This window comes from Sphingomonas sp. MJ1 (PH-R8), from assembly GCF_048058635.1.
GTDB lineage: Bacteria > Pseudomonadota > Alphaproteobacteria > Sphingomonadales > Sphingomonadaceae > Sphingomonas.
This window is the reverse complement of sequence record NZ_JBBEFX010000006.1, coordinates 1-22,258: the sequence shown is the minus strand read 5'-3', so window position 1 is coordinate 22,258 and position 22,258 is coordinate 1. Positions and strand designations below refer to the sequence as shown.

The window sequence follows — 22,258 nt, the reverse complement described above, 5'->3', positions numbered from 1 at the left end:
ACCCCGGCCTTCGCCGGGGTACGGGAAAGAAGTCGGAGGCCCTTCAGCTCCGCCCCACCCTCCTCTAGAACGCGACCATGCGCTTCGCCCCGCTCCTCCTCATGCCCCTGCCTGCCCTCGCCGCCCACACCGGCGCCGCGGCAGAGCGCACCGGCTTCGCTCCGTCCGACGTGGCGCTGTTCCTGGTCGCCGCCGCCGGCCTCTGGATTGCCCGCCGCGCTCTGCGCGCGCGTCGCAGGCCGCCGCGGGATTGACTTGGGCGCGGCGCACGGGAAAGCGGGCGCGATGGCAGACACCGACCCGCTCGACCAGCTCCAGGCCGTGATCCGCACCCGTCTGGGCGGCGATCCCGCGACCTCCTATGTCGCCAAGCTCCACAGCCGCGGCCGCGCCAAGATCGCCCAGAAGGTCGGCGAGGAAGCGGTGGAGACGGTGATCGCGGCGATCGCCGACGATCGCGAGGGACTGGTGTCCGAGTCCGCCGACCTCCTCTTCCACCTGCTGGTGCTGCTCGCCGACGCCGGCCTGTCGCTCGACGACGTGCGCGCCGAACTCCACCGGCGCGAAGGCCTGTCGGGGATCGCCGAAAAGGCCGCCCGCCCCCGCTGACGCGCAAAGGACCGCTCCCATGCCGATCGACGCCACGCTTCCCTACGACGACAGCAACATCTTCGCGCGGATCCTGCGCGGCGAGATCCCGGCCAAGCGCGTCTATGAGGACGATTTCGCCCTCGCCTTCCACGACATTTCCCCGCAGGCGCCTACTCATGTGCTGGTGATCCCCAAGGGCGCCTACGTCTCCTGGGACGATTTCAGCGCCCGCGCACCCGATGCCGAGATCGCGGGCTTCGTCCGCGCGGTCGGCCATGTCGCGCGCGAGCACGGGCTGGTCGCACCCGGCTACCGCCTGCTCGCCAATGTCGGCGGCCATGGCGGACAGGAAGTGCCGCACCTGCACGTCCATCTGTTCGGCGGCCAGCCGCTGGGGCCGATGCTGGCGCGCTGAGCGAGGCACCGCGCCGCCGCAGGGATTCGCTTTGCGCGCGCTTGATTTAGCTTTACGCTCCACACTTTCGCGGCTGCGAAACGAACCGGTTCAGGGGAAAACCGCATGATCTTCGGGCGCGTCAAACCACTCGACGCCATTCTAGCGACTGCCGAGAAAAAGTCGCTCCATCGCTCGCTCGGCGCGCTGCAGCTCACCCTGCTCGGCGTCGGCGCCATCATCGGCACGGGTATCTTCGTGCTCACCGCAGAGGCCGCGCAAAAGGCCGGCCCGGGCATGATGATCTCCTTCGTCATCGCAGGCGCCGTCTGTGCCGTTGCCGCACTCTGCTATTCCGAACTCGCCTCGATGGTGCCGGTCTCCGGCTCCGCCTACACCTACACCTATGCCGTGATGGGCGAATTGCTCGCCTGGATGGTCGGCTGGGCGCTGATCCTCGAATATGCGGTGGCGGCCTCGGCCGTGTCGGTCGGCTGGTCCGGCTATTTCGTCGGCCAGCTGGGGGGCTGGTTCGGCATCACCCTACCGCAAGAGATCATCGCCGGCCCCTACGCCGGCGGCATCATCAACCTGCCCGCGGTCGTGATCGCGCTGCTGATCACCGGCCTCCTGGTCGTCGGCACCAGCGAGAGCGCAAAGGTCAATGCGGTGCTGGTCGCGATCAAGGTGACGGCGCTCACCGCCTTCATCATCCTCTCGCTGCCCGTCATGCAGATGGAGAATTTCGAACCCTTCATGCCGCAGGGCTGGGGCGATGGCTCGGGCGCAGGCGTGATCGGCGCCGCCGCCTCGATCTTCTTCGCCTATGTGGGCTTCGACGCGGTTTCCACCGCGGCCGAGGAGACCAAGAACCCGCAGCGCAACGTGCCGATCGGCCTGATCGGCAGCCTTGCGATCTGCACCGTCTTCTACATGCTGGTGGCCGCCGGCGCGATCGGCTCGCCGATCGGCTCGCAGCCCGTGACCGCCGCCGACGGCAGCTGGCTCGCCCCGGGCTCGACCGAGCTCGCCCAGCGTTGCGCCGCGATCAGCGCGGCTGCTGCCGAGCCGCTGTCCTGCTCCAAGGAAGCGCTCGCCCACGTCCTGCGCCAGATCGGCTACCTCAACGTCGGTAACCTGATCGGCCTCGCCGCCTTTCTGGCGCTGCCGTCGGTGATCCTGGTCATGATCTATGGCCAGACGCGCATGTTCTTCGTGATGGCGCGCGACGGCCTGCTGCCGGAGAAGCTGTCGACCATCCATCCGAAGTGGAAGACGCCGCACGTCATCACCATCATCACCGGCCTGGGCGTCACCTTCGCAGCCGCCTTCCTGCCGGTCGGCAAGCTCGCCGACATCGCCAATGCCGGCACGCTGTTCGCCTTCTTCATGGTGGCGATCGCGGTGATGCGCCTGCGCAAGACCGAGCCGACCCGCCGTCGCCCGTTCCGCGCACCGCTGCTCTTCGTGGTGGCGCCGCTCACCATGATCGGCTGCGTGGTGCTCTACTGGTTCCTGCCGCCGGATGCGAAGCTGGTGCTGCCGGGCTGGGGCGCGATCGGCCTGGTGCTCTACTTCGCCTATGGCTTCCGCAAGAGCCACCTGGGCCGTGGACTCGTCGATGTGCCCGAGCACACCGCCTATGAGGAGGTCGACCCTCCCGTCCCCGGCACCCGCTGAGGCCACCAACAAGAAGGGCCGGAGGATCGCTCCTCCGGCCCTTTTCTTTTGCGTGCGCGGTCGTGCCCGCTGCGGCCTCAGCCGAGCTTGTCGGCGATCAGCTTCTTGAGGTCGACGTTCGGGCGCGCGCCATAGTGGGAGATGATCTCCGCCGCGCAGATCGCGCCCATGCGGAGCGAGTCCGTGACGCTGCGGCCCTGTGCCTGGCCATGGAGGAAGCCCGCGGCGAACAGGTCGCCCGCACCGGTCGTGTCGACCACCGCCGCGACCGGCTCGGCCGGGACCGCGACCCGCTCGCCGTCTACGATCGCGATCGCGCCGCGCTCGCTGCGCGTCACCACCAGGGTCGGCACCTGCGGCGCGACCTTGGCGACGGCATTCTCGAAGTCGTCGCCCTGGGCAAGCGCCAGCAGTTCGTTCTCGTTCGCGAACAGGATGTCGATCATGCCCTCGGCCAGCAGCGTGCGGAAATCGTCGCCGTGGCGCGAGATGCAGAACACGTCCGACAGGGTGAAGGCGACCTTGCGGCCGGCCCCACGCGCAACCTCGATCGCGGCGCGCATCGCCTGGCGCGGTTCCTCCGGATCCCAGAGATAACCCTCCAGGTACAGGATCGCCGCGTCCGCGATCATCTGACGGTCGAGCGCCGCCTCCGGCAGGAACTGCGAGGCACCCAGGAAGGTGTTCATCGTGCGCTGGCCGTCCGGCGTCACGAAGATCAGGCAGCGTGCCGTGGTCGGGTCGCCCGCCCGCGCGGCGGTGTCGAAGCGGATGCCGACCGCCTGCACGTCATGCGCGAAGACCTTGCCGAGCTGGTCGTCGGCAACCTGGCCGATGAAGCCGCACTTGCCGCCCAGCGCCGCGATACCGGCGACGGTGTTGGCTGCGGAACCGCCCGAAACCTCGCGGCCCGGCCCCATCTTGGCATAGAGCGCGTCGGCCTCGGCCGGCGAGAACACCAGCTGCATCGAGCCCTTGTTCATGCCTTCTGCTTCCAGGAAGGAATCTTCGGCCTGGGCGAGAATGTCGACGATCGCGTTGCCGATCGCGACAACGTCGTAGGTGGGTTCGGTCAAGTGAGTCTCCAATGCGGGATCCGCAAACGCCCTCGCGGTAAAGAGCGGCGTGCGTGCGTGCAACCGCGTTGACGCCGGGGCACGCGCCCCTCATTCCGGCGCCATGATCCGCGCCCTTCTCCTCTCTGTCGCCCAGCTCGGCGACCGGCGCATCCTGGCGGTGCTGGCGAAGTCGCTCGCCGTGACGCTGCTGCTGTTCCTGATCGTGGCGGCGCTGTTCGCGTTCGGCGCCCGCGCGCTGGTGCGCGACGGCCTCGACTGGGGAGCCGGCGTCGGCGATCTCGCGGCCGCGGCGGCGGCGATCGCGACCATCGGCCTCGGCTGGCTGCTGTTCCGCGCCGTCGCCATCGCCGTGACCGGCATCTTTGCGGACGACGTGGTCGCGGCCGTCGAGGCGCGCCACTATCCCGCCGCCCTCGCCAGCGCCCGGCCGGTGCCGTTCGCGCGCGGTGCCGCGATGGGGATCGGCTCGGCCGGCCGGGTGATCGGCGTCAACCTCCTGCTCGCGCCGCTCTACCTCCTGCTGCTGGCGACCGGCGTGGGCACGGCCGTCGCCTTCTTCCTGGTCAACAGCTGGCTGCTCGGCCGCGACCTGGGGGACATGGTGGCGGCACGGCACCTCCCTGCGCCGTCGATGCCGCAATGGCGGCGCACCACGGCTGGCGGACGCCTGCTGCTGGGGTTCGCCGGCACCGGGCTGCTCCTGATTCCGTTCGTCAACTTCGTCGCGCCGGTGCTCGGCGCGGCCATGGCGACCCACTGGTTCCACGAAAGGCGAGGCAAATGAAGCGTTGGGCAGGATTGGCAATGCTGGGCATGGGGCTTGGGGGCTGCGCAACGGGGCCCAGCGTCGGCCCCGGCAACCTCCCCCCGCCCCCGCCGAGCGCCAGCTACAGCGCCGTGGGACTGGAGCGGATCCTGGGCCAGCCTGCCAACGCGCTCACCAAGCTGTTCGGAAAGCCCGATGCCGAGCTGACGGAGGGCGCCGGCCGCAAGATGCAGTTCGGCTCCGACATCTGCGTGCTCGACGCCTATCTCTACGCCCCAAAGGGCGGCGGCACGCCCGTCGTCACCTATGTCGACGCCCGCCAGCGCAACGGCGCACCGATCGACCGCGCCAGCTGCGTCGCAGCCCTCGTCCGCCGCGAAGGCGGGCGGTAGGGCCCCTGCCACGACGCCCACCTCGTATCCCCGCGCAGGCGGGACCTCTGCGAAACTTTAACAGTGCTCCTGCGAAGGCAGGAGCCCAGGGTTCCAAGCACCGCAAGCCGCTGGTCTGCTTGGCCCTGGATTCCTGCCTGCGCAGGAATACGGGCCTGCCAAGTACGAACCGTCCCTCAGGCGCCCCACTCCGCCCGAACCTCCGCGTCCGCTTCCCCCGACAGCCGCGCACCACGCTCGCCGGCAAAGCGCTCCGCATCCAGCCGCCCCAGCGCCCAGACCGCAGCCCCCCGCACCACCGGCGCCGGATCGTCCAGCAGCCGCGTGACCGGCGCCGCCAATCCCGGGTCGCCGCTGTTCCCCGCCGCCACCAGCACGTTGCGCACCATCCGGTCGCGCCCGATCCGCTTGATCGGCGATCCCGCGAACACCTGCCGGAAGCTCGGATCGTCGAGCGCCAACAGTTCCGCGAGCCGCGGCGCCGCCAGCTCCGCGCGCGGCACGAACGCCTTGTTGGCCGCCGCCGTCGCCGCGAACTTGTTCCACGGGCACACCGCCAGGCAATCGTCGCAGCCATAGATGCGGTTGCCGATGCCGGGCCGCAGTGCCGCCGGGATCGGCCCCGCATGCTCGATCGTCAGGTAACTCACGCACCGCCGTGCATCGAGCTGGTACGGTGCGGGAAAGGCGTCGGTCGGGCACGCCCGCTGGCAGGCGTCACACGATCCGCAGCTTCCCCCCGGACGTGCGTCGGGTGCCAGCTCCAGCGTGGTATAGATCGCCCCCAGGAACAGCCAGCTGCCATGCTCCCGGCTCAGGAGGTTGGTGTGCTTGCCCTGCCAGCCGAGCCCCGCCGCCTCGGCGAGCGGCTTCTCCATCACAGGCGCGGTATCGACGAACACCTTGAGGTCGCATCCCGCTTCGTTCGCGAGCCAGCGGCCGAGCGCCTTCAGCGCCTTTTTCACCACGTCGTGATAGTCGGCGCCCTGCGCATAGACCGAGATCCGCCCGCGATCTCCCACCTCCGCCAGCGCCAGCGGGTCCCGCGCCGGCGCATAGCTCATGCCGAGCGCGATCACCGATCGCACCTCCGGCCACAGCCCCTGGGGCGATCCGCGGTGGTGGGCGCGCTCCTCCATCCAGATCATGCTGCCGTGCCGGCCCGCCTCCAGCCACTCCCGCAGCCGGGCGGCCGTCTGCGGCGTGGCATCCGCGCGCGCAAAGCCGCAGGCCGCGAAACCGAGCTCCGCCGCCTTCTCTTGGATGCGCGATTCCAGGGACTTGTGCTGGTCCACGCCGCCCCGCTACCACGATGACGCGGCGCGCAGCACCCCTTGCGTGCGCCACGCGTTACGTCAGTGTGCAACAAGGGCAGCGCGTGGGGGGGGAACGACCTCGCCCGGCCGTACGGAGGTTGGATGGAGTCGAACGCTGCTGCCACGGGCCTGGCGCTGACTGCGAGTGGATTGGTCAAGCGCTTCGGCGGACGCCGCGTCGTCGACGGCATCGATCTTCAGGTCCCGACCGGCGCCGTCTATGGCGTGCTCGGCCCCAACGGTGCTGGCAAGACGACGACGCTGCGCATGCTGCTCGGCATCATCGAGCCCGACGCGGGCCACCGCAGCCTGCTTGGGCACGACGCGCCGCGCGATGCCTCCGACCGGGTCGGCTATCTGCCCGAGGAGCGGGGGCTGTATCCGGGCATGAAGGCGCGCGAGGCGATCGCCTTCATGGGGGCGCTGCGCGGCCTCGACTGGGCGACGGGGCGCAAGCGTGCGGGCGTGATGATGGAGCGCGCAGGCCTGGGCGATTCGATCGACACCAAGATCCGCAAGCTCTCCAAGGGCATGGCCCAGTTCGTGCAGCTGCTCGGCTCCGTCGTGCACGAGCCCGAGTTCCTGGTCCTCGACGAACCCTTTTCCGGCCTCGACCCGGTCAACCAGGAGCGGCTCGAGGGGCTCGTCATGGCCGAGCGCGACCGCGGCGCCACCATCCTCTTTTCCACCCACGTCATGGCGCATGCCGAGCGGCTGTGCGACCGCCTGGCGATCATCGCCGGCGGCAAGCGCCGGTTCGAAGGCACCGTGGCGGAGGCCCGCGGCACCCTGCCGATGCGCGCCCATTATGTGCCCCATCGGCCCGGCGACGGCATCGCCGCGCTGCTGCCGTCCGATGCCCAGCGCGATCGCCAGGGCGACGGCTGGACCTTCTCGGTCCCCGACGAGGGCGTGGAGCAGACGCTCAGCCGCCTCATCGCCGGCGGCTTCGGCATCGCCGGCCTCTCGATCGAACGCCCCGGGCTCCACGACGCGTTCGTGCGCATCGTCGGCAAGGCTGCGGCCGAAGGAACTCCCGCATGAGCAATCTTGGCCGCATGCTGCGCCAGACGCTGACGGTCGCCCGCCGCGACTTCATCGCGACCGTGCTGACCCCCACCTTCCTGATCTTCCTGCTCGCCCCCATGCTGTTCGCCAGCTTCGGCGCGCTCGGCAGCCTCGGCGCACGCGCGGTCGGCGAGAGCGGCGAGGATCGCGAGCGGCTCTATGCCATCGCCGCCCCGGCCGACGGCGCCCGCTTCCTGGCCGCCGATCGCCTCGCCCGCGGTTTCCTCTCGCAGGAGACGCTGCCGCCCGTGCTGGAGGTGGTGACCCCGGATGCCGACCCTGCGGCGCAGGCGCGCAAGCTCCTCGCCCAGCAGGACCGCGACGTGCCGGCGGTGCTCTATGGCGCGCCGGAGCAACCGCATATCGTCCACGGCAATGCCGTCTCGCGCGGTTCCAAATATCTCGCCATGCTGTCCGAACAGGTCGCACGCGACGGCCGCGCAGGCCTCACCGGCCCGATCAGCCAGCCGCGTTTCGAGCAGGTGGCGCGCGAGACCAGCACCATCGGCGGCAAGAACACCGCGGCCGGCTTTGCGGTGATCGCGCTGTTCGCCGTCACGCTGATCCTCGCCAGCCAGGCGGTCGGCACCATGGCGGAGGAACGCTCCAACAAGGTGATCGAGGTGCTCGCCGCCGCCGTGCCGCTGGAGGCGGTGTTCCTCGGCAAGCTGATCGGCATGTTCGGGGTCGCGGTGTTATTCGTGCTGTTCTGGGGCACGCTGATCGGCAATGTCGGCGCCCTCCTGCCGAGCAGCGAGGCGGCGACGCTTGCGGGCCTTGCGCCGGCGGTCGGGCTGCCGACGTTCGCGCTGCTGTTCGCCGTCTATTTCGCCGCCGCCTTTCTGCTGCTCGGCGCGGTGTTCCTCGGTATCGGCGCGCAAGCGTCCACCCCGCGCGAAATCCAGATGCTGTCGCTGCCGCTGACGCTGTTCCAGATGGGCATGTTCGCGCTGTCGCTCACCGCCGCCGGCAAGCCGCACAGCTGGATCGCCACCTTTGCAGAAGTCTTCCCCTTCAGCTCCCCCTTCGCCATGGCCGCGCGCGCGGCGAACCGCCCGGAGCTCTGGCCCCATCTGCTCGCGATCGGCTGGCAGGTCCTCTGGGTGGCGCTGACGATCACCATCGGCGCACGGCTGTTCCGCCGCGGCGTGCTGCAATCCGCCGGTCCCAAGTTCCGCTGGGCCACGCTCCTCCGCCGTTAAGTGGATTGGGGCGGCTGGAAACCGGGTACGCGCCGCCCCATCTTCCCGGCTGATGACACAGCCCCTCCTCGATCGCCGCCGCCTGCTCGGTCTGGTCGGCCTCGGCGGCACCGCGCTCGCGGTCGGCGTTTCCGCTGAGGCAGCGCCGCCTGCGCCCTTCAAGCTCAGCGACGCTCAGTGGCGCGCCCGCCTCACCCCCGCGCAATACCATGTGCTGCGCGAGGAAGGCACCGAGCGCGCCTACACGAGCCCGCTCAACAAGGAGAAGCGCCCCGGCGTCTTCGCCTGCGCCGGCTGCGGCCAGCCGCTCTTCACCTCCGCCACCAAGTTCGAGAGCGGCACCGGCTGGCCCAGCTTCTGGGCGCCGATACGGGGCGCGGTGATGACGCGGTCGGACCGGTCGCTTTGGATGGCACGCACCGAGGTGCGCTGCGCCCGCTGCGCCGGTCACCTCGGCCATGTGTTCGACGACGGCCCCAAGCCGACGGGCAAGCGCTACTGCATGAACGGCGTCGCCATGGTGTTCCGCCCGAAGGCGTGACGCCGCCGCGCTAGGCTGGAATCAGAAGCGGCCCGTTTCCAGCGAAGGAAACGGGCCGCTTCTGTTTGGGGGTAGGCAGGCGATCAATCGACCAGTGCAGTGATGCCCTTGCCGATGTTGTTGCCGCCGCTGGCGATCTCGACGGTGCCGAGCGTTTCGGTCTGCGGCGCCCGGCCCGAATAGATGAAGCCGTTGGTCACGTAGGACGAGGTGCCGAGACCGCCGACCGGGCCGAACCACACCCGCACTTCGCTCCAGTCGCCGGCGGGCGAAACATCCACGGCGCGCACGTCGCGCTCGATGCCGCCGCGGCGCGACCAGTTGGCGTGGGTCAGCAGGACCTCGCGGTCGCTCACCACCTTGGAGACCATCGCGACATGCCCCATCCGCATGCGGCGGCTGGCTTCGAACGACAGGACCGCGCCCTCCTTGGGGGTGTTGCCGCGCTCGTACTTGCCGGCGGCCTGGTTCCACCAGGTGTTGGCATTGCCGTGGATGTCGATGCCGGAAATCTCGCGGGCATAGGGGGCGCACTGCCAGAAGCGTGCCTGTGCCGGAACCGTGGTCAGCAGGCAAAACGATACCGCCAGCGCGCAACGCGCTGCAAAAGCCCGGAAATTCATGGACCCCCCAAAGGTCGTTGAAGCTCGTGTCAGCGTGTGAAGCAGGATTTTTTCACGGGCGAAAGATCATGCGGCTCGTCGACGGAACCTTTTCCGACGAAGCGTGTTTAGGCGTCGGTGGTTGCCCGGCGGAAGGTCCGTCGCGGCCCCGACTGTCCTGCGGGATGGCTGATTTCGCGGCCTTTTTCTGCGTGCCCGCCGCACTGGCATCGTCGGCGCAGGTCCTTTCGGCGCGGCGAATCGCCGTCGTTCCCCCTGCGCCGATTCCGTCTAGAAGAGGCCGATGCGATCCTGGTTCTTCGCCGCGCTGCTGCTCGCCGGCTGCAACAACAGCCCCCTTCCCGAGGAGGACCTCCGCCCCGCAGACGAGGAGACGACCGCTCCGCTCTCACCTGGCACCACGCCCGTCCGGATCGGCGAACAGGGGCCGAGCTTCGCCGCCTGCGGCATCGGCGGCGACGTGATCGCGCCCTCCATCCCGGTCCGCGCAGCGCCGTTCGAGGAGGCATCGGTGACCGACGCACTGGAGAAGGGCCGGCCGCTGTTCGTCTGCACCCGCTCGATCGACCAGCGCTGGCTGGGCGTAGTCGTGCCGCCGGCCGCGACACCCCAGGAAGGGTGCGGCGTCACCCGTCCTGTCGGCGGCCGCCGCCCCTATGAAGGCGCCTGCCTCTCCGGCTGGGTTCCTGCCGCCGCAGTTCGCGCCCGCGCCCGCTGAGCCCCCTCCCCTCGGTTCGTCGCAACCTTTGTTGCGCTGCAACAGATTTCATGGTCCGTTCGTTGGCACGCGCCGGATCGGTTCAGCATGCTGTTAACCGCCGCCCGGCAGAATGACGGGTGATGGAGCACGTTCGGGAGCGAGATCGATGGGCGCAAGGATGAAGCCGGCCGAAGGCGCGATGACCCTGGCCGAAATGAAAGAGTTCGCAGGCTTCAGCGCCGCGACCCAGCGCTACATCCGCCGCTCGCTCGATATCGGCCTTGACCGTCAGGACGCGATGGAGCGCTGGTCGCGCGACGTGGTCGAGGCGGCCAGCATACGCGCCCAGGCCCGGCTCTACGATCGCCTGCCCGAAATCCGCGCGCTGGTGCCCGACGACAGCGGCCTGGAAGCCGTCGAACCCTTCATGGCCCCGCTCCTGGTCGTAACCGCGTTCGATCTCGGCCAGGGCCGTCTCACCTCCTTCTCCGCCTATCGCTTCCTCTATGAGCGCCTGCTGGGTGCAGAGGCGCGGCCGTGGCTCCCGTCCGCCTTCTGCGCGTCGGCCGCCCTTCCCCATCTCCACCCCGAGCTGCGCCGCAAGCTGCTCCAGTCGATCAGCGAAGCCGCCGCCACCGCCTCCGGCTGGTCGCTGCGCCAGCCAGCCTTCTTTCCGGCCTGGGTGGAAAAGGTCGATCAGCGCTCGCTGCCGAACTGAGCGACCGGCTCACAGCACGGGAGGGTCGGAGACCCTGAGGCCCAACCATCCCGCCAGCCGCTCCAGTTCGCCGCCCAACGCCTTCGGCGTGGCGGCCGGTGCGTTCGGCTCGATGCTCGCCTGCTGCACGATCAGCGTCCCGCTTCTGCGGTCCGCCTTCAGGTCGACGCGCGCGACCAGCGCACCGTCGAGCAGGAAAGGCAGAACATAATAGCCATGCTCGCGCTTGTGCGCCGGCGTGTAGATTTCGAGGCGGTATCGAAAGTCGAACAGGCGCTCGGTCCGGTCGCGGTTCCACACGAGCGGATCGAACGGAGACAGCAGCGCCGGACCGTTCGCCCGGCGGCCGGCCCTGGCGTCGCGATCGAGATAGGCCTGCTGGCGCCAGCCGCGCACCCGCACCGGTACGATCGTCCCCTCCTCGACGAGTTCGGCGATCGGCTGCGGGGCGTCCGCAGCGGGGATCCGGTAGTACTCGCGCAGATCCCCTGCGGTCGCGATACCGAGCGCCCGTGCCGATCGCGCCAGCAGTTCGCGTCGGGCCTCCGCTCCGGTCGGCGTGGGCTGGTCGAGGATCGCACGCGGCAGCACGCGCTCCGGCAGATCGTAGACGCGCTCGAAATTGCCGCGCCGATGGGTTGCCGCGACCAGGCCCGCCCAGAACAGCCATTCAAGGACGTGCTTGCCCTCGCTCCACACCCACATGCCCTTGGCCCGCGCCTTGCCGGCCAGGTCGGAGGCCGCGAGCGGCCCTTCGCTGCCGATGCGGGCGAGCAGCGCCTCGGCCTCGGCCCGCCGCGGGCCGGCGAACGGCTCCAGCTGGCGCCAGATGCCCCTGCCGGCACGCGCCCGCGCCATCCGCCAGCGCAGCAGCGGGTGGCAGTCGATCGGCAGCAGCGATGCCTCGTGTCCCCAATATTCGAAGAAGCGCTTGGGGCGCTCCGCCATGATCCCGTCGATCAGCGCCCGATCATAGGCGCCCAGCCGCGAGAACAGGGGCAGATAGTGCGCGCGGGCCAGGACGTTGACGCTGTCGATCTGAAGCAAGCCGAGCTTCGCGATCGTCCGGCGCACCTGTGCCGCGCCGACGTCGCCGTCCCGTTCGCGCGCGTTGAACCCCTGCGCGGTGAGCGCGATCCGCCGCGCTTCTGCGACCGAGAGCTCCACCGTCAGAACCGTCCTCCCGCCTTCGTCATGGGGCTAGGCTTCACCGGCACGCCCGCCACCCCATCGCCCCCCGCCGCGCCTGGTCCAGGTGGAGATGATCGCGATGCGCGGCGTTATAGTCGGGTGACAGCACGGTCGAGAACAGGCCGCAGGCGCCATCCCGCACCTCGCGCAGAAAGGCGGCGCGCTCCCCCTCGCCCTTCCAGTCACCGATCACCGTAATCCGCTTGCCGTTCGCGAGCACGAAGCCGGCGACGTCCAGCGCATTGGCCGCGGCATGCTCGCTCCAGTCCCCGCTCGATCGGCCGTACATGCGCCGGCAGTTGTAGCTTCCGAAATGCTCGATGCGCACGACCGAGCTGTCGAAATGGCGACGCGCGGCCGGCTGCACCACCTGCCACTCCCACATCGCAAGCGCGGCCGCGACCGGGCAGGACGTGCCGACGTCGCGAGGCGCAAAGCGGATCGCGCGCGCGCCTCCCGCGGTCAGTCGAACGCCATCGGCATAGCCGCACTGGCCCGACACCAGTGGCGCGAGCGGCAGATAGTGCACGCCCGCCTGCTCCAGCAGCTGTCGGCACTTGGGGAAATCGTCCGCAAGCCCGGCCAGCTTGCGCCCGGTGAACATCCCCACCGGCTCGCTCAGGTCGAGCGGCCGCCACGGCAGGTCCTGCGGACGGTTGCGGACGAGCGCGTAAAGCGCAAAGCCGACCGCGAGCAGCACCAGCCCCCAGAGGATCGCCCGCGTCGCCTGCCGCACGCGGTTCATCGGCGCTGCGCTTTGGCCAGCGGCTCGGCGGTGACCGGATAGCCGAGATCGTCGGGGATGCAGAGCTGGTCGACGCCGTCGCGCCGCTCGATCCAGGGCGTGATGGTGCGCACCGGATAGGCCGCCGCATGCGCCGCCGCCGCCGCGAAGCTCCCCAGCGTCGCCAGCCGCTCGAGCACCCGCCGCGTCGGGAAGATCAGGTGCGCACGGCCTGCCTCCGCATCCGTCAGGACCTGCGCAGCGCTCGCCCAGAAGGCGCGCGCCGTCTCGGTCCCGTCTTCCACGGGTGTCGGCGCATCCTCGGGCGCCGCTGCCAGGAAGAAGTGCGTGTCGAACAGCCGCGCGACCAGCCGCTCCGGCTGCCAGCGCGCAAAGGGCACCAGCCGCTCCGGCGCGATGCGATGGCGCCCCAGCACCGCCGACAGCGGCTCGCCCGCATGCAGCCGCGCACGCATCGCCTGGAGGTCGCCCGCGCTCGGCTGTGGCTCCAGCCCCACCGCCAGCCCGACCTCCTCGATCGTCTCGCGGATCGCCGCCGCCTTCGCCGCCAGCGCCGGCTCGCCAAGCTCGCTCGCCAGCGCCACGTCGCCGGGGTCGATACGGCCACCGGGGAAGACCAGCGCACCGCCCGCGAACGCCATCTGCGCGGCCCGCTCCACCATCAGCAGCTCGGGCGCGCCCGGTGCGTCGCGCATCACGATCAGCGTCGCGGCGGGGATCGGCTGTGGCAGGTCGGGAGGCATGATGGGCAGCGTCTTCCTGAGGGCGCCGGCGCGGCCGCTCCGCCTATCCACGGGAGCGGTGGGCGAGGCAAGCGCCTCCGGGATGGAAGCATTCCGCACGCCCTCACGGAGGGCCCGCGCAGGGACCGGACCATAACGGTGCGGCCATCTTGCCTGTTCCGGCCAGCCTGCGACCACCTGCCGCCATGGATGCGATGTTCGAGCGGGTGGAGGAATTGGCAGAGCGGGTGCGGCACACCGTCACCCCGCTCGCCGACCTGTCGGGTGGCTACGCGCTGCTGGACTTTCCGGATTATTCCAACGTGGGGGACAGCCTGATCTGGCTGGGCGAACTCGCCTTCTTCGATCGCGCGGCCGCGCAGCCGCCGGGTTATGTGAGCACCATCCACGGCTTCGATCTCGACGCGCTGCTCCGCCGCGTTCCGGAAGGGCCCGTGTTCCTGAGCGGCGGCGGCAACTTCGGGGACCTTTGGCCGCGCTTCCAGCAGTTCCGCCGGATGCTTCTGGCGGCCCTGCCCGGCCGGCCCATCGTCCAGCTGCCTCAGACGATCCACTTCGCCGACCCCGAACAGGTACGCCTCACGCGGGAGGCGATTGCCGCCCACGGCAACTTCACCCTCCTGGTACGCGATCGCGCCAGCCTTGCCTTTGCGGAAGCGGAACTCGGCTGCCCTGCCGAGCTCTGCCCGGACATGGCCTTTTGCCTGGGCAGCCTCTCGCGCCCGGCGCTTCCGGTCCACGACATCGTCTACCTGCTGCGTACCGACCAGGAGCGCAGCGCCGGGCGCGGCGTGCCGGAACTGCCGCGCGACACGCTGCTCGTCGACTGGATCCACGGCACGCGCGCACCCAGCCGCTGGGATCGTGCCGTCGCGCGGCTCGGCCGTACCGCACGGATGCTTGCCGGTGGGGAGCCCGACTATCGCCGCTTCCGCGCCCGCGCGCGCTCGGAGCTGGAGCGCGGCCGCACGCTGCTCGGCTCGGGCGACGCGGTCGTCACCGATCGGCTGCACGGGCATATCCTCAGCGTGCTGATGGGCATCCCTCACGCGGTCCTCGACAACAGCTATGGCAAGGTTCGCGGCTTCGCCGAGCTATGGACCGGCGACCTTCCCGGCGTTGCCGTCTGCGAGACGCTGGACGACGCCACCGCCCACGCGCTCGCGACCCTGCGGGAGATCGCCTGACGGCGGGCGGCTCCCCACCGCCCGCCCCACCCGCGCCTACGCCGGGCGGCGCCGCCGCCCTCTCGACGCGCCGGGTGCCGGCAGGCTGCCGTTTCCGCCACCGCCATGCGCCCGCACCGGCACAGGTCCCAGATAGCTCGGCGGCACCGGCACGGTGCTCAGCACCAGCTTCTGGAGCACGACGTTGTCGTCGATCCGCCAGACCCGCACGACATGCCGCCCCGGAGCGATCGTCCCCAGGTCCGCGGACAGCCGGACCGCATTGTCGCGCACCGCCTGCGCCCAGCGCTCCTTGCCCGGCGTATCCTCGGGACCGCCAGTCGCCTCCAGCTGCGCCTGCAGCACCTGCACCGCCCCGCCGTCGAGCGACACGCCGATGCGCACGCCACTCCCCCCGCTCGTGTCGAGCGTGGGCGCAAGATAGAGCGTCACCTGCGCCGGCCCGCCCTTCTCCACCGTCACGTCATATTCCAGGCTGATGCCATCGCCGGGCGTGGTCGCCGGCAGGCCCTGGGGAAGCGCGATCACGGCACCGGCCGTGCGGCCCAGATTCGGGATCACCGTCCAGCGCAACCCCTTGCCGTCCCGCGCGCGGCTGAACGCCGGCGCCTCGATCCCGATCACACCTTCCGGCGCGCCGCCCGGTGCCACGAACCGCGGCTGCGGGCGGCGCCGGTCGTTGGGTGTATCGGCAGCGACCCGCGTGATGCTCGGCATGGTCTGCTGCGTGGGGTCGTTCCAGATCACATAGCTCATGTGGATCTGGGCCATCATGCCGTCCCACTTGCCGCCGTTGATGCTGTGATAGCGCTGGGTGAGAGCACCGTCGCGGCGGAAGGTCGCCTCGACCTGATCGGCGAAGTAATTGGCGCGCGCGTCGTTCTTGGACGCCAGCAGCTTGTTCCACGCCGCGGCGTAATAGAGGCGATAGAGGTTCGCCATCGCCGCGATCGGGAATTCGACGATCTGGTAATAGGCGTCCAGCTGCTCCGCGCCCAGTCGCGATCGCGTGTCGAGCATGCGCGCTTCCAGCGCATCCCACTCCGCGACGATCGTGCCGAACTCGCCGCCGTCCAGCCCTTGCGGGGTGATGCCTCCCAGCGGGAAGCTGTCCGGATCGATCAGCTCGGGCTTCCGACGCGCGGCATATTTGCTGTAGCGGGTGAGCAGGTCGCCGATCGCCGGCCCATGCGTGGCCCCGAACGTCGCCGTCGCCCAGTCCTCGGGATAGGCAGCGAGCGCCGCGGGCGTCATCGCCTCCGGGTCCCACGCCATGTCCAGGAAGAAGCTCAGCGGATATTCCATCGGCTTGATGTCGCCGACGTTGACGATCCACATCGTCCGCACGTCGCGCCGATAGGCGAGGTCCATCTGCTGCCAGACCTTTTCGATCTGGCTGGTGTTGATCCACTTGTAGTTCCGCGGACCGCCCACATAGTCATAATGGTAATAGATGCCGTAGCCGCCGCGCCGCGGCGCTGCGCCCGCATCGGGGAGCCGGCGGATCTGCCCCCAATTGTCGTCGGAGAACAGCAGGGTGACGTCGTCCGGCACCTTCATGCCGTGGTCGTAATAGTCCTGCACTTCCTTGTAGAGCGCCCACACCTGCGGCGTCTCACTGGCGGGCTTGCCCGTCACCTCGGCGATGATCACACGCTGGTCCGTCACGACCCGCTCCAGCAGCGGGATGGCCGTCCCCTCGCCCATCGCCTCGTCGCCGTCGCCGCGCATGCCGACCGTCACGACCGATTCATAGCCGCGGCCGCCTCCCTTCGACATCATCCGCTCGATGCCGCCCCGCCAGAAGCGACGCAGGTTCTCGGTATTCTTGGTATAGTCCCAGGCGCCGCCGGTGACGCCTTCTTCCTTGTTGCGGTGCCATTCGTCATGGGCGCGCAGCATCGGCTCGTGGTGGGAATTGCCCATCACCACGCCCATCGCATCGGCCAGCACCATGTTCTGGGGATCATCCGCCGCAAACGCCCGCGGCGCCCACATGGCGGGCCACAGGTAATTGCCCTTCATGCGCAGCAGCAGCTCGAACACGTGCGCGTACATCTTCGAATTGACGCCGCCGAACTTCTTGGCCGCCCAGCCGCTGAGTGCCGGTGCCTCGTCGTTGATGAAGAAGCCGCGATAGCGCACCTTGGGCTGGTCGCGCCGCGAGCCTGCCGGGATCGAAACCTCGCGCCGCCGCTGCACCGGCACGTCGGCGAACCAGTGCCAGGGCGACACGCCGATCCGCTCGCACAGGTCATAGGTCCCGAACGCCGCCCCGCGCCGGTCGGAACCAACGACGACCAGCGCGCGCGGCACACCCGGCAGCGGATCGTCGACCACGATCTGGCGAAACGCCTCCCACTCGCCGCGCAGGTCCGCCGCGTTGATCTTGCCCGCGGCCGCGAGCGCGTCCAGCATCGGGCTCTGGCCGAGCACCCCGATCAGCACCGCCGGGCCGCGCAGGCCGGCCGTCTCGCCTTCGATCAGTCGCGCGCGGTTGCCGCTCACCCGTTCCAGGTCGGCGGCGAGGCTCCGGGCGGCGTGGCCGACGGCGGAGTCCGCCTGGGCATCGATCACCACGGCGGCCGGCACCCCGCCCGCGATCAGCGGAAACGCGCCCCTGCCCGCGGGGGCGCTCTGCGCCTCGGCCTGCTCCGCTCCGGGCAGCGAGCCCAATGCCAAGGCCCCGACGCAGGCGGCGCCCCCCATCAGGCTTCGCCGAGTCACCATCATCCCTGCACGCACCACAGCATCTTCTCCCTCAAGCCACGGCACGACCTTCTCACCGGCGTCGTATCCGCATTTGGTATCGCTATCATGCCCCTTGTTCGAAGAGAAGCCGCTCGCGCTCCCCCCTTGTTGCCCGCTGCGACTTGGGCCGGAGCGAAGCTTCGGCTAAGGCTCGACCATGGATTTCGACCAGCTCCTCATCCGCTTCTTCGGCTCGGCCGACATCCCCGCCCTCTCCCCGGGTCAGATCGCCGACGGCGCCGATCGGCTGCGGCTCGAGTTCGGGCTGGAAAAAGACAGCGGCCGCCGCTTCGCTTTGTGGTGCCTGATGTACATGCTGGGAATCGCGCCCGACCTCGACGCCTTCGAGGATGAGGCGGACCGCGAAGCCGCGCGCGACTTCATGGACGCGGTCGACCAGGAAGCCGAAGAGGACTAAGATTCCGCGTCTGGCGAAAGGCCGACTTCCGTCCGCCGCACAAAGGCCTGCTGACAGCCAGCCCCAGTCCCGTCGACGCCTGTTCTTGGCGTCGAAGCGTCGCCATCTCGTTTTCGGCAGATGGCGCGCGGCTTCGCCGTGGAAGTTCATGCCGCTGGTATTACAGCGCTGCGCTCCGTCTGCCGCAAAGTCGGACCACAGCTTCAGAACCAGCCCCCTTTGGTCTAGCCGCGGTTCTCGTTTCGCCGGAAATCTTGCTCGGTACCTGTAGGACCGCTTCGGCTTCTTGCGCCCGCAAGGGCCCATGGTTCTCGCCCTCCCGTCATCCACCTCCGCCCCGGCCCGAGGAGTCCTCCCGTTTTTCAAGCACCAGGCCTGTAAAAGAACTACCTAGTACAATAATACCAATCGTCACGACCGGTATTGTCTAGATGAAACCTTTGTGACAGCATCGTAACACTGGTGCTCGGGGGCACGATTCACAGCCGGCAGGACGCGGTGCGCGAAACGCGTGCCGGGGAACTGATCGCACGTGCAGCATGCACGTGCGGCCGACGACCAGGACTGAAACGGGGGAAGACAATGCTGTTCAAGGGATTGCTGGCCACAAGTTGCTGCGTGGCCGCGCTGGTTTCCATGCCTGCTTCCGCGCAGGTCCTTGCCGACACCACCGACGCCGCGACGCAGGACGCGCCGGTTTCGATCGGCGACCCGGTCGCCTCCGCCAAGCTGGCCGCGGACAGTGCCCGCGACGACACTGCCAGCAGTGACGAGAGCGGCAACGTGATCGTCACCGGCACGCGCATCCAGCGCCCGAACAACCGTTCGGCGGCACCGATCGTCACCACCACTGCGGCAGAAATTGCGGCCCAGGGTGCGACCACGATCGAGGAAGTGCTCAACCGCCTGCCGCAGGTGCAGGTGAACTCCGAGCAGAACTTCAGCGACTCCGAAGGGCGCCAGCGCATCAAGCTGCGCAGCCTCGGCTATGAGCGCACCCTGACCCTGATCGACGGCATGCGTGTCGGCCTCGCCAACACGATCGACGTCGGCATCATCCCGACCGCGCTGGTCGAGCGCATCGACGTGCTCACCGGCGGCGCCTCGTCGGTCTACGGCTCGGACGCGGTGTCGGGCGTCGTCAACTTCATCCTCAAGAAGAACTTCGAAGGCGTCCGGCTCGACGCGAACTACAGCTTCTTCAACCACCACAACCGCGCAAATGCCGTGACGGACGCGGCCGAGCGCGCCGGCTTCAACGGCGTGACCGGCATGACCAACGATGGCGGCCGCGCCGAGATCAACCTTTCGGCCGGCGCCAACCTGTTCGACAACCGCGTCAACATCACCGGCTTCGTCGATTATCGCCAGTCGGAACTGGTACGGCTGCGCGACCGCTCGTTCAGTCAGTGCGAAGTGGTGATGCCGACCAATGACGCGCAGCTCTCCTGCTCGCGCGCCAGCTTCACCCCCGCCGGCACCATCATCCCGCAGGCGGGTCCGAACGCCGGCCAGATCCTGGTCAACAACCCGAACGGCAACGGCACCTTCATCCCGATCAACAGCGGTCCGGCCGGCAGCTCGGCCAACCCCTATGACGACTGGGCCTTCCAGCGTCCGTTTGACCGCATCAATGCCGGCGGCTTCCTCACGGCGCAGATCACCGACCACGTCGAGCTCTACAGCACCGTGCTCTACTATCGGGACAAGTCGTACAACACGCAGCTCAACCGCACCTTCAACTTCGGTGCCTATGGCACCGATCCGTTCCGGGTGAACTGTGACAATCCCTTCCTGTCGGGCTCGCAGGCACAGGTGCTGTGCGGCGAGAACGCTGGCGTCGCGGGCCAGTACGCGCCGATCGACGTGCGCTATCGCTTCGACGGGCTGCCGCTGGTGGAGCAGGAGTTCACCAACGAAGGCTATCGCATCGTCGCCGGCTTGCGCGGTCGCGTGTTCGACGACGTCTGGTCCTATGACGTGGCCGGCATGATCTCGCGCGCGAAGCTCAAGACGATCGACGTGCCGTTCGCGCAATATGCGAACATCAACCGCTCGCTCGACGTCGTGAACGTGAACGGCACGCCGACCTGCCGCTCGGTGGTGGACGGCACGGACCCGAACTGCGTCCCCTTCAACGCGTTCGCGCCGTTCAACACCGACATGGCGACCAACGAGTATCTCTTCGGCGGCGCGACCGGCGGCATCCTGACGCGCGTCCCGCGCCTGCTGCAGTTCGTCGGCACCGTCACCGGCGACCTCGGCAAGTACGGCGTCACCTCGCCGTTTGCCGAACAGGGTATCGCGATCGCGATCGGCGCCGAATACCGCGAGGAGATGGAACGCACGACCGTCAACGAGATCTTCCAGCAGAACAACGGCTACGGCGAGAACCAGCGCGTCACCCAGAACATCCTGGAGGGCAACGTCGAAATCCAGGCGCCGCTGGTCGAGCACCAGTCCTGGACCGAGCTGCTCCAGCTCAACGCCGGCTATCGCCAGTCGAAGTACAACCGCCTCGACGGCAGCTTCGGCACGTGGAAGGTCGAAGGCATCTGGTCGCCGATCAGCGACATCACGCTGCGCGCGTCCTACAACAAGTCGCAGGCAGCACCGGGCGTCGGCGCGGCAGCGGGTGCGGCCAACGTCTTCTGGAACCAGGGCTTCTACGCCGATCCGTGCGCGCCGCGCGTCAATCCGGCGAACCCGAACGGCCCGCGCCTGGCTCCCTCCGCGACGATCGAGCAGTGCCGCAACACCGGCCTGGCCGACAATCTCTACGGCAGCGCGACGCTGATCTGCCCGGACGATCGCTGCACCGTGCGGGAGGGTGGCTTCAACCTCACCCCGGAGACCGCCTACACCACGACCTTCGGCGTGGTGCTGCGCCCGCGCTTCCTGCCGGGCCTCACGGTGTCGATCGATCGCTGGCTGATCGACCTCAAGGATCAGCTCGACTTCCTGCAGCCGCAGAACCTGCTCGCCGAGTGCCTCACCACCGGCAACGACTATTTCTGCCGCGGCGTCGTGCGCAATCCGGACGGCACGCTGTCGAGCTCGCCGGCCACCAGCCCGTCGACCGGCTGGGTCGCGCGCGGTGCGGCGAACGGCTACCGGTCGCAGTCGCATGGCTGGGATTTCCAGGGGCAGTATGACCTGAGCCTGGGGAATGCCGGGCGGCTGGACCTGAGCTTCAACGGCACGCTGATGACGCTCGTCGGCTCGCAGTCGTCGCCGACCGTCGAACCGCGCGATTGCACCGGCTATTGGGGCAACCTGTGCGGTGAGAGCATGCCGAAGTGGGCGCACCAGTTCCGCACCACCTGGACCTCGCCGGATCGCACCGCCAGCGTCTCGCTGAACTGGCGTCATCGCGGCGCCATGCCGCTCGACGTCTATGCGCCCGCCGATACCGGCATTCCGGAGCAGCCGGCGAGCGCGCGTCGCGACCAGTATCCGGGCATCGATGCCTACAACTGGTTCGACCTGGCGTTCAGCTTCGACATCAGCAAGCAGATGACGCTCCGCCTCGCGGCCAACAACATCTTCGACAAGGATCCGCCGATCGTCCCCGACAGCCGCTCGCGGATCGGCCTGCTGCGCGGCAACACGATCATGGGCTACGACCTGCTCGGTCGCCAGCTCGTCGCCGGTGTGTCCGTGCGGATGTAACCCAGACGACGGCCGCCCCCCGGAAGATGGCTTCCGGGGGGCGCTCGCCCAAGACTGCGCACCCCGCCGCACGGCGCCCCCTCTCGCCTCGATCGCACGGCAGCAGCGCTCCGCCCGGAACCCGCAGCGCCAGTCCGCCAGTCGCAAAAAGCGCTCGACCTGAGCCGGTCCGACGCATGACCGCTAGCGGCTCTCACTACGAGAAACCCAATGCCAGCTGCTGAAAGAGGAACAGCGTGGGATGAGTCCGTCTTCCGACGGCAAGTGTCCCAGGCAGACCCCATACACCGCTCACACCAAGACGCTTCCGCCTCAGTCGCCGCCGTTATCCTGCTGGAAGACCCTCTAGGAGGGTGGTGCCGCTTACAGGATGCGTGCCGGGTTTGAGATCGACTGATGCGCGGGGTTGTTCTGAATCCCATGGAACGTCGAGTGTCGCTTCAACGGCTGCGTCCGAGGACGATGCCGGTGAGCCTGCTGT

General features: G+C 69.1%; 21 protein-coding genes. 14 read left to right on the top strand and 7 right to left on the bottom strand.

Features of this window, described 5'->3' with window-relative positions:
* Positions 1-101 precede the first annotated feature (101 nt).
* From VPH46_RS07200 to VPH46_RS07185, 4 genes are all read left to right on the top strand, one after another.
* Complete coding sequence (locus VPH46_RS07200) at positions 102-254, top strand: hypothetical protein (protein WP_416610060.1); 153 nt, start codon at positions 102-104, stop codon at positions 252-254.
* 31 nt (positions 255-285) lie between these two features.
* Positions 286-609, top strand: a complete 324-nt coding sequence (locus VPH46_RS07195; RefSeq protein WP_129340266.1) for a phosphoribosyl-ATP diphosphatase — start codon at positions 286-288, stop codon at positions 607-609.
* A gap of 19 nt (positions 610-628) precedes the next feature.
* Positions 629-1,006: a histidine triad nucleotide-binding protein gene (locus tag VPH46_RS07190; RefSeq protein WP_239434563.1), complete on the top strand. Its 378-nt coding sequence runs from the start codon at positions 629-631 to the stop codon at positions 1,004-1,006.
* Between the two features lie 105 nt (positions 1,007-1,111).
* Entirely contained in the window at positions 1,112-2,665 is a 1,554-nt protein-coding gene (locus VPH46_RS07185; RefSeq protein WP_416610057.1) for an amino acid permease, read from the top strand.
* A 77-nt stretch (positions 2,666-2,742) separates the two neighbouring features.
* Here the strand turns inward: VPH46_RS07185 and VPH46_RS07180 are convergent, their stop codons facing one another.
* Complete coding sequence (locus tag VPH46_RS07180) at positions 2,743-3,741, bottom strand: adenosine kinase (protein ID WP_125959863.1); 999 nt, start codon at positions 3,739-3,741, stop codon at positions 2,743-2,745.
* A 103-nt stretch (positions 3,742-3,844) separates the two neighbouring features.
* On the opposite strand from VPH46_RS07180, the gene VPH46_RS07175 reads away from it, so the two are divergent.
* Both VPH46_RS07175 and VPH46_RS07170 read left to right on the top strand, forming a co-directional pair.
* Positions 3,845-4,528: an EI24 domain-containing protein gene (locus VPH46_RS07175; protein ID WP_416610055.1), complete on the top strand. Its 684-nt coding sequence runs from the start codon at positions 3,845-3,847 to the stop codon at positions 4,526-4,528.
* Positions 4,525-4,902 (top strand): hypothetical protein, encoded by a 378-nt coding sequence (locus tag VPH46_RS07170; protein ID WP_239434567.1) that lies wholly within the window; start codon positions 4,525-4,527, stop codon positions 4,900-4,902. Before VPH46_RS07175 ends, VPH46_RS07170 begins: the two co-directional genes overlap by 4 nt.
* A gap of 176 nt (positions 4,903-5,078) precedes the next feature.
* Here VPH46_RS07170 and queG read toward each other — a convergent pair whose 3' ends face one another.
* Positions 5,079-6,197 carry a tRNA epoxyqueuosine(34) reductase QueG gene (gene queG, locus VPH46_RS07165; RefSeq protein ID WP_416610053.1) on the bottom strand — a complete coding sequence of 373 codons (1,119 nt, stop codon included), beginning with the start codon at positions 6,195-6,197 and terminating at the stop codon, positions 5,079-5,081.
* Positions 6,198-6,320: 123 nt separating this feature from the next.
* Here queG and VPH46_RS07160 point away from each other — a divergent pair, with 123 nt between their 5' ends.
* The 3 genes from VPH46_RS07160 to msrB are packed head-to-tail and all read left to right on the top strand — an operon-like array spanning position 6,321 to position 9,029.
* A complete protein-coding gene (locus tag VPH46_RS07160) occupies positions 6,321-7,262 on the top strand; it encodes an ABC transporter ATP-binding protein (protein WP_416610051.1) in 942 nt (313 codons plus the stop codon).
* The gene (locus VPH46_RS07155) at positions 7,259-8,488 is read left to right on the top strand and encodes an ABC transporter permease (protein ID WP_416610049.1); all 1,230 of its coding nucleotides are present in this window, start codon (positions 7,259-7,261) and stop codon (positions 8,486-8,488) included. The genes VPH46_RS07160 and VPH46_RS07155 overlap by 4 nt, the downstream gene beginning before the upstream one ends.
* A gap of 52 nt (positions 8,489-8,540) precedes the next feature.
* A complete protein-coding gene (gene msrB, locus VPH46_RS07150) occupies positions 8,541-9,029 on the top strand; it encodes a peptide-methionine (R)-S-oxide reductase MsrB (RefSeq protein ID WP_416610047.1) in 489 nt (162 codons plus the stop codon).
* Between the two features lie 83 nt (positions 9,030-9,112).
* On the opposite strand, the gene VPH46_RS07145 is transcribed toward msrB, so the two are convergent.
* The gene (locus VPH46_RS07145) at positions 9,113-9,652 is read right to left on the bottom strand and encodes a CHAP domain-containing protein (protein ID WP_239434572.1); all 540 of its coding nucleotides are present in this window, start codon (positions 9,650-9,652) and stop codon (positions 9,113-9,115) included.
* Positions 9,653-9,935: 283 nt separating this feature from the next.
* Here VPH46_RS07145 and VPH46_RS07140 point away from each other — a divergent pair, with 283 nt between their 5' ends.
* Together VPH46_RS07140 and VPH46_RS07135 are read left to right on the top strand one after the other, a co-directional pair.
* A complete protein-coding gene (locus tag VPH46_RS07140) occupies positions 9,936-10,370 on the top strand; it encodes a hypothetical protein (RefSeq protein WP_416610045.1) in 435 nt (144 codons plus the stop codon).
* A 148-nt stretch (positions 10,371-10,518) separates the two neighbouring features.
* Positions 10,519-11,070: a hypothetical protein gene (locus VPH46_RS07135; protein ID WP_132884305.1), complete on the top strand. Its 552-nt coding sequence runs from the start codon at positions 10,519-10,521 to the stop codon at positions 11,068-11,070.
* Positions 11,071-11,079: 9 nt separating this feature from the next.
* On the opposite strand, the gene VPH46_RS07130 is transcribed toward VPH46_RS07135, so the two are convergent.
* Genes VPH46_RS07130 through VPH46_RS07120 form a run of 3 tightly spaced genes read right to left on the bottom strand, consistent with a single transcriptional unit; the run spans position 11,080 to position 13,749 of the window.
* Entirely contained in the window at positions 11,080-12,237 is a 1,158-nt protein-coding gene (locus VPH46_RS07130; protein ID WP_416610043.1) for a winged helix-turn-helix domain-containing protein, read from the bottom strand.
* 40 nt (positions 12,238-12,277) lie between these two features.
* On the bottom strand, positions 12,278-13,006 hold the full coding sequence (locus tag VPH46_RS07125) for an extensin family protein (protein WP_416610041.1): 729 nt from the start codon (positions 13,004-13,006) through the stop codon (positions 12,278-12,280).
* Entirely contained in the window at positions 13,003-13,749 is a 747-nt protein-coding gene (locus tag VPH46_RS07120) for an NUDIX hydrolase (protein ID WP_416610039.1), read from the bottom strand. Before VPH46_RS07120 ends, VPH46_RS07125 begins: the two co-directional genes overlap by 4 nt.
* A gap of 185 nt (positions 13,750-13,934) precedes the next feature.
* On the opposite strand from VPH46_RS07120, the gene VPH46_RS07115 reads away from it, so the two are divergent.
* On the top strand, positions 13,935-14,936 hold the full coding sequence (locus VPH46_RS07115) for a polysaccharide pyruvyl transferase family protein (protein ID WP_416610037.1): 1,002 nt from the start codon (positions 13,935-13,937) through the stop codon (positions 14,934-14,936).
* A 36-nt stretch (positions 14,937-14,972) separates the two neighbouring features.
* On the opposite strand, the gene VPH46_RS07110 is transcribed toward VPH46_RS07115, so the two are convergent.
* Entirely contained in the window at positions 14,973-17,666 is a 2,694-nt protein-coding gene (locus VPH46_RS07110) for a glycosyl hydrolase 115 family protein (RefSeq protein WP_416610035.1), read from the bottom strand.
* Between the two features lie 178 nt (positions 17,667-17,844).
* Here VPH46_RS07110 and VPH46_RS07105 point away from each other — a divergent pair, with 178 nt between their 5' ends.
* Positions 17,845-18,105 carry a hypothetical protein gene (locus VPH46_RS07105; protein WP_416610033.1) on the top strand — a complete coding sequence of 87 codons (261 nt, stop codon included), beginning with the start codon at positions 17,845-17,847 and terminating at the stop codon, positions 18,103-18,105.
* 636 nt (positions 18,106-18,741) lie between these two features.
* On the top strand, positions 18,742-21,777 hold the full coding sequence (locus VPH46_RS07100; RefSeq protein ID WP_416610031.1) for a TonB-dependent receptor domain-containing protein: 3,036 nt from the start codon (positions 18,742-18,744) through the stop codon (positions 21,775-21,777).
* The last annotated feature ends 481 nt before the right edge of the window (positions 21,778-22,258 follow it).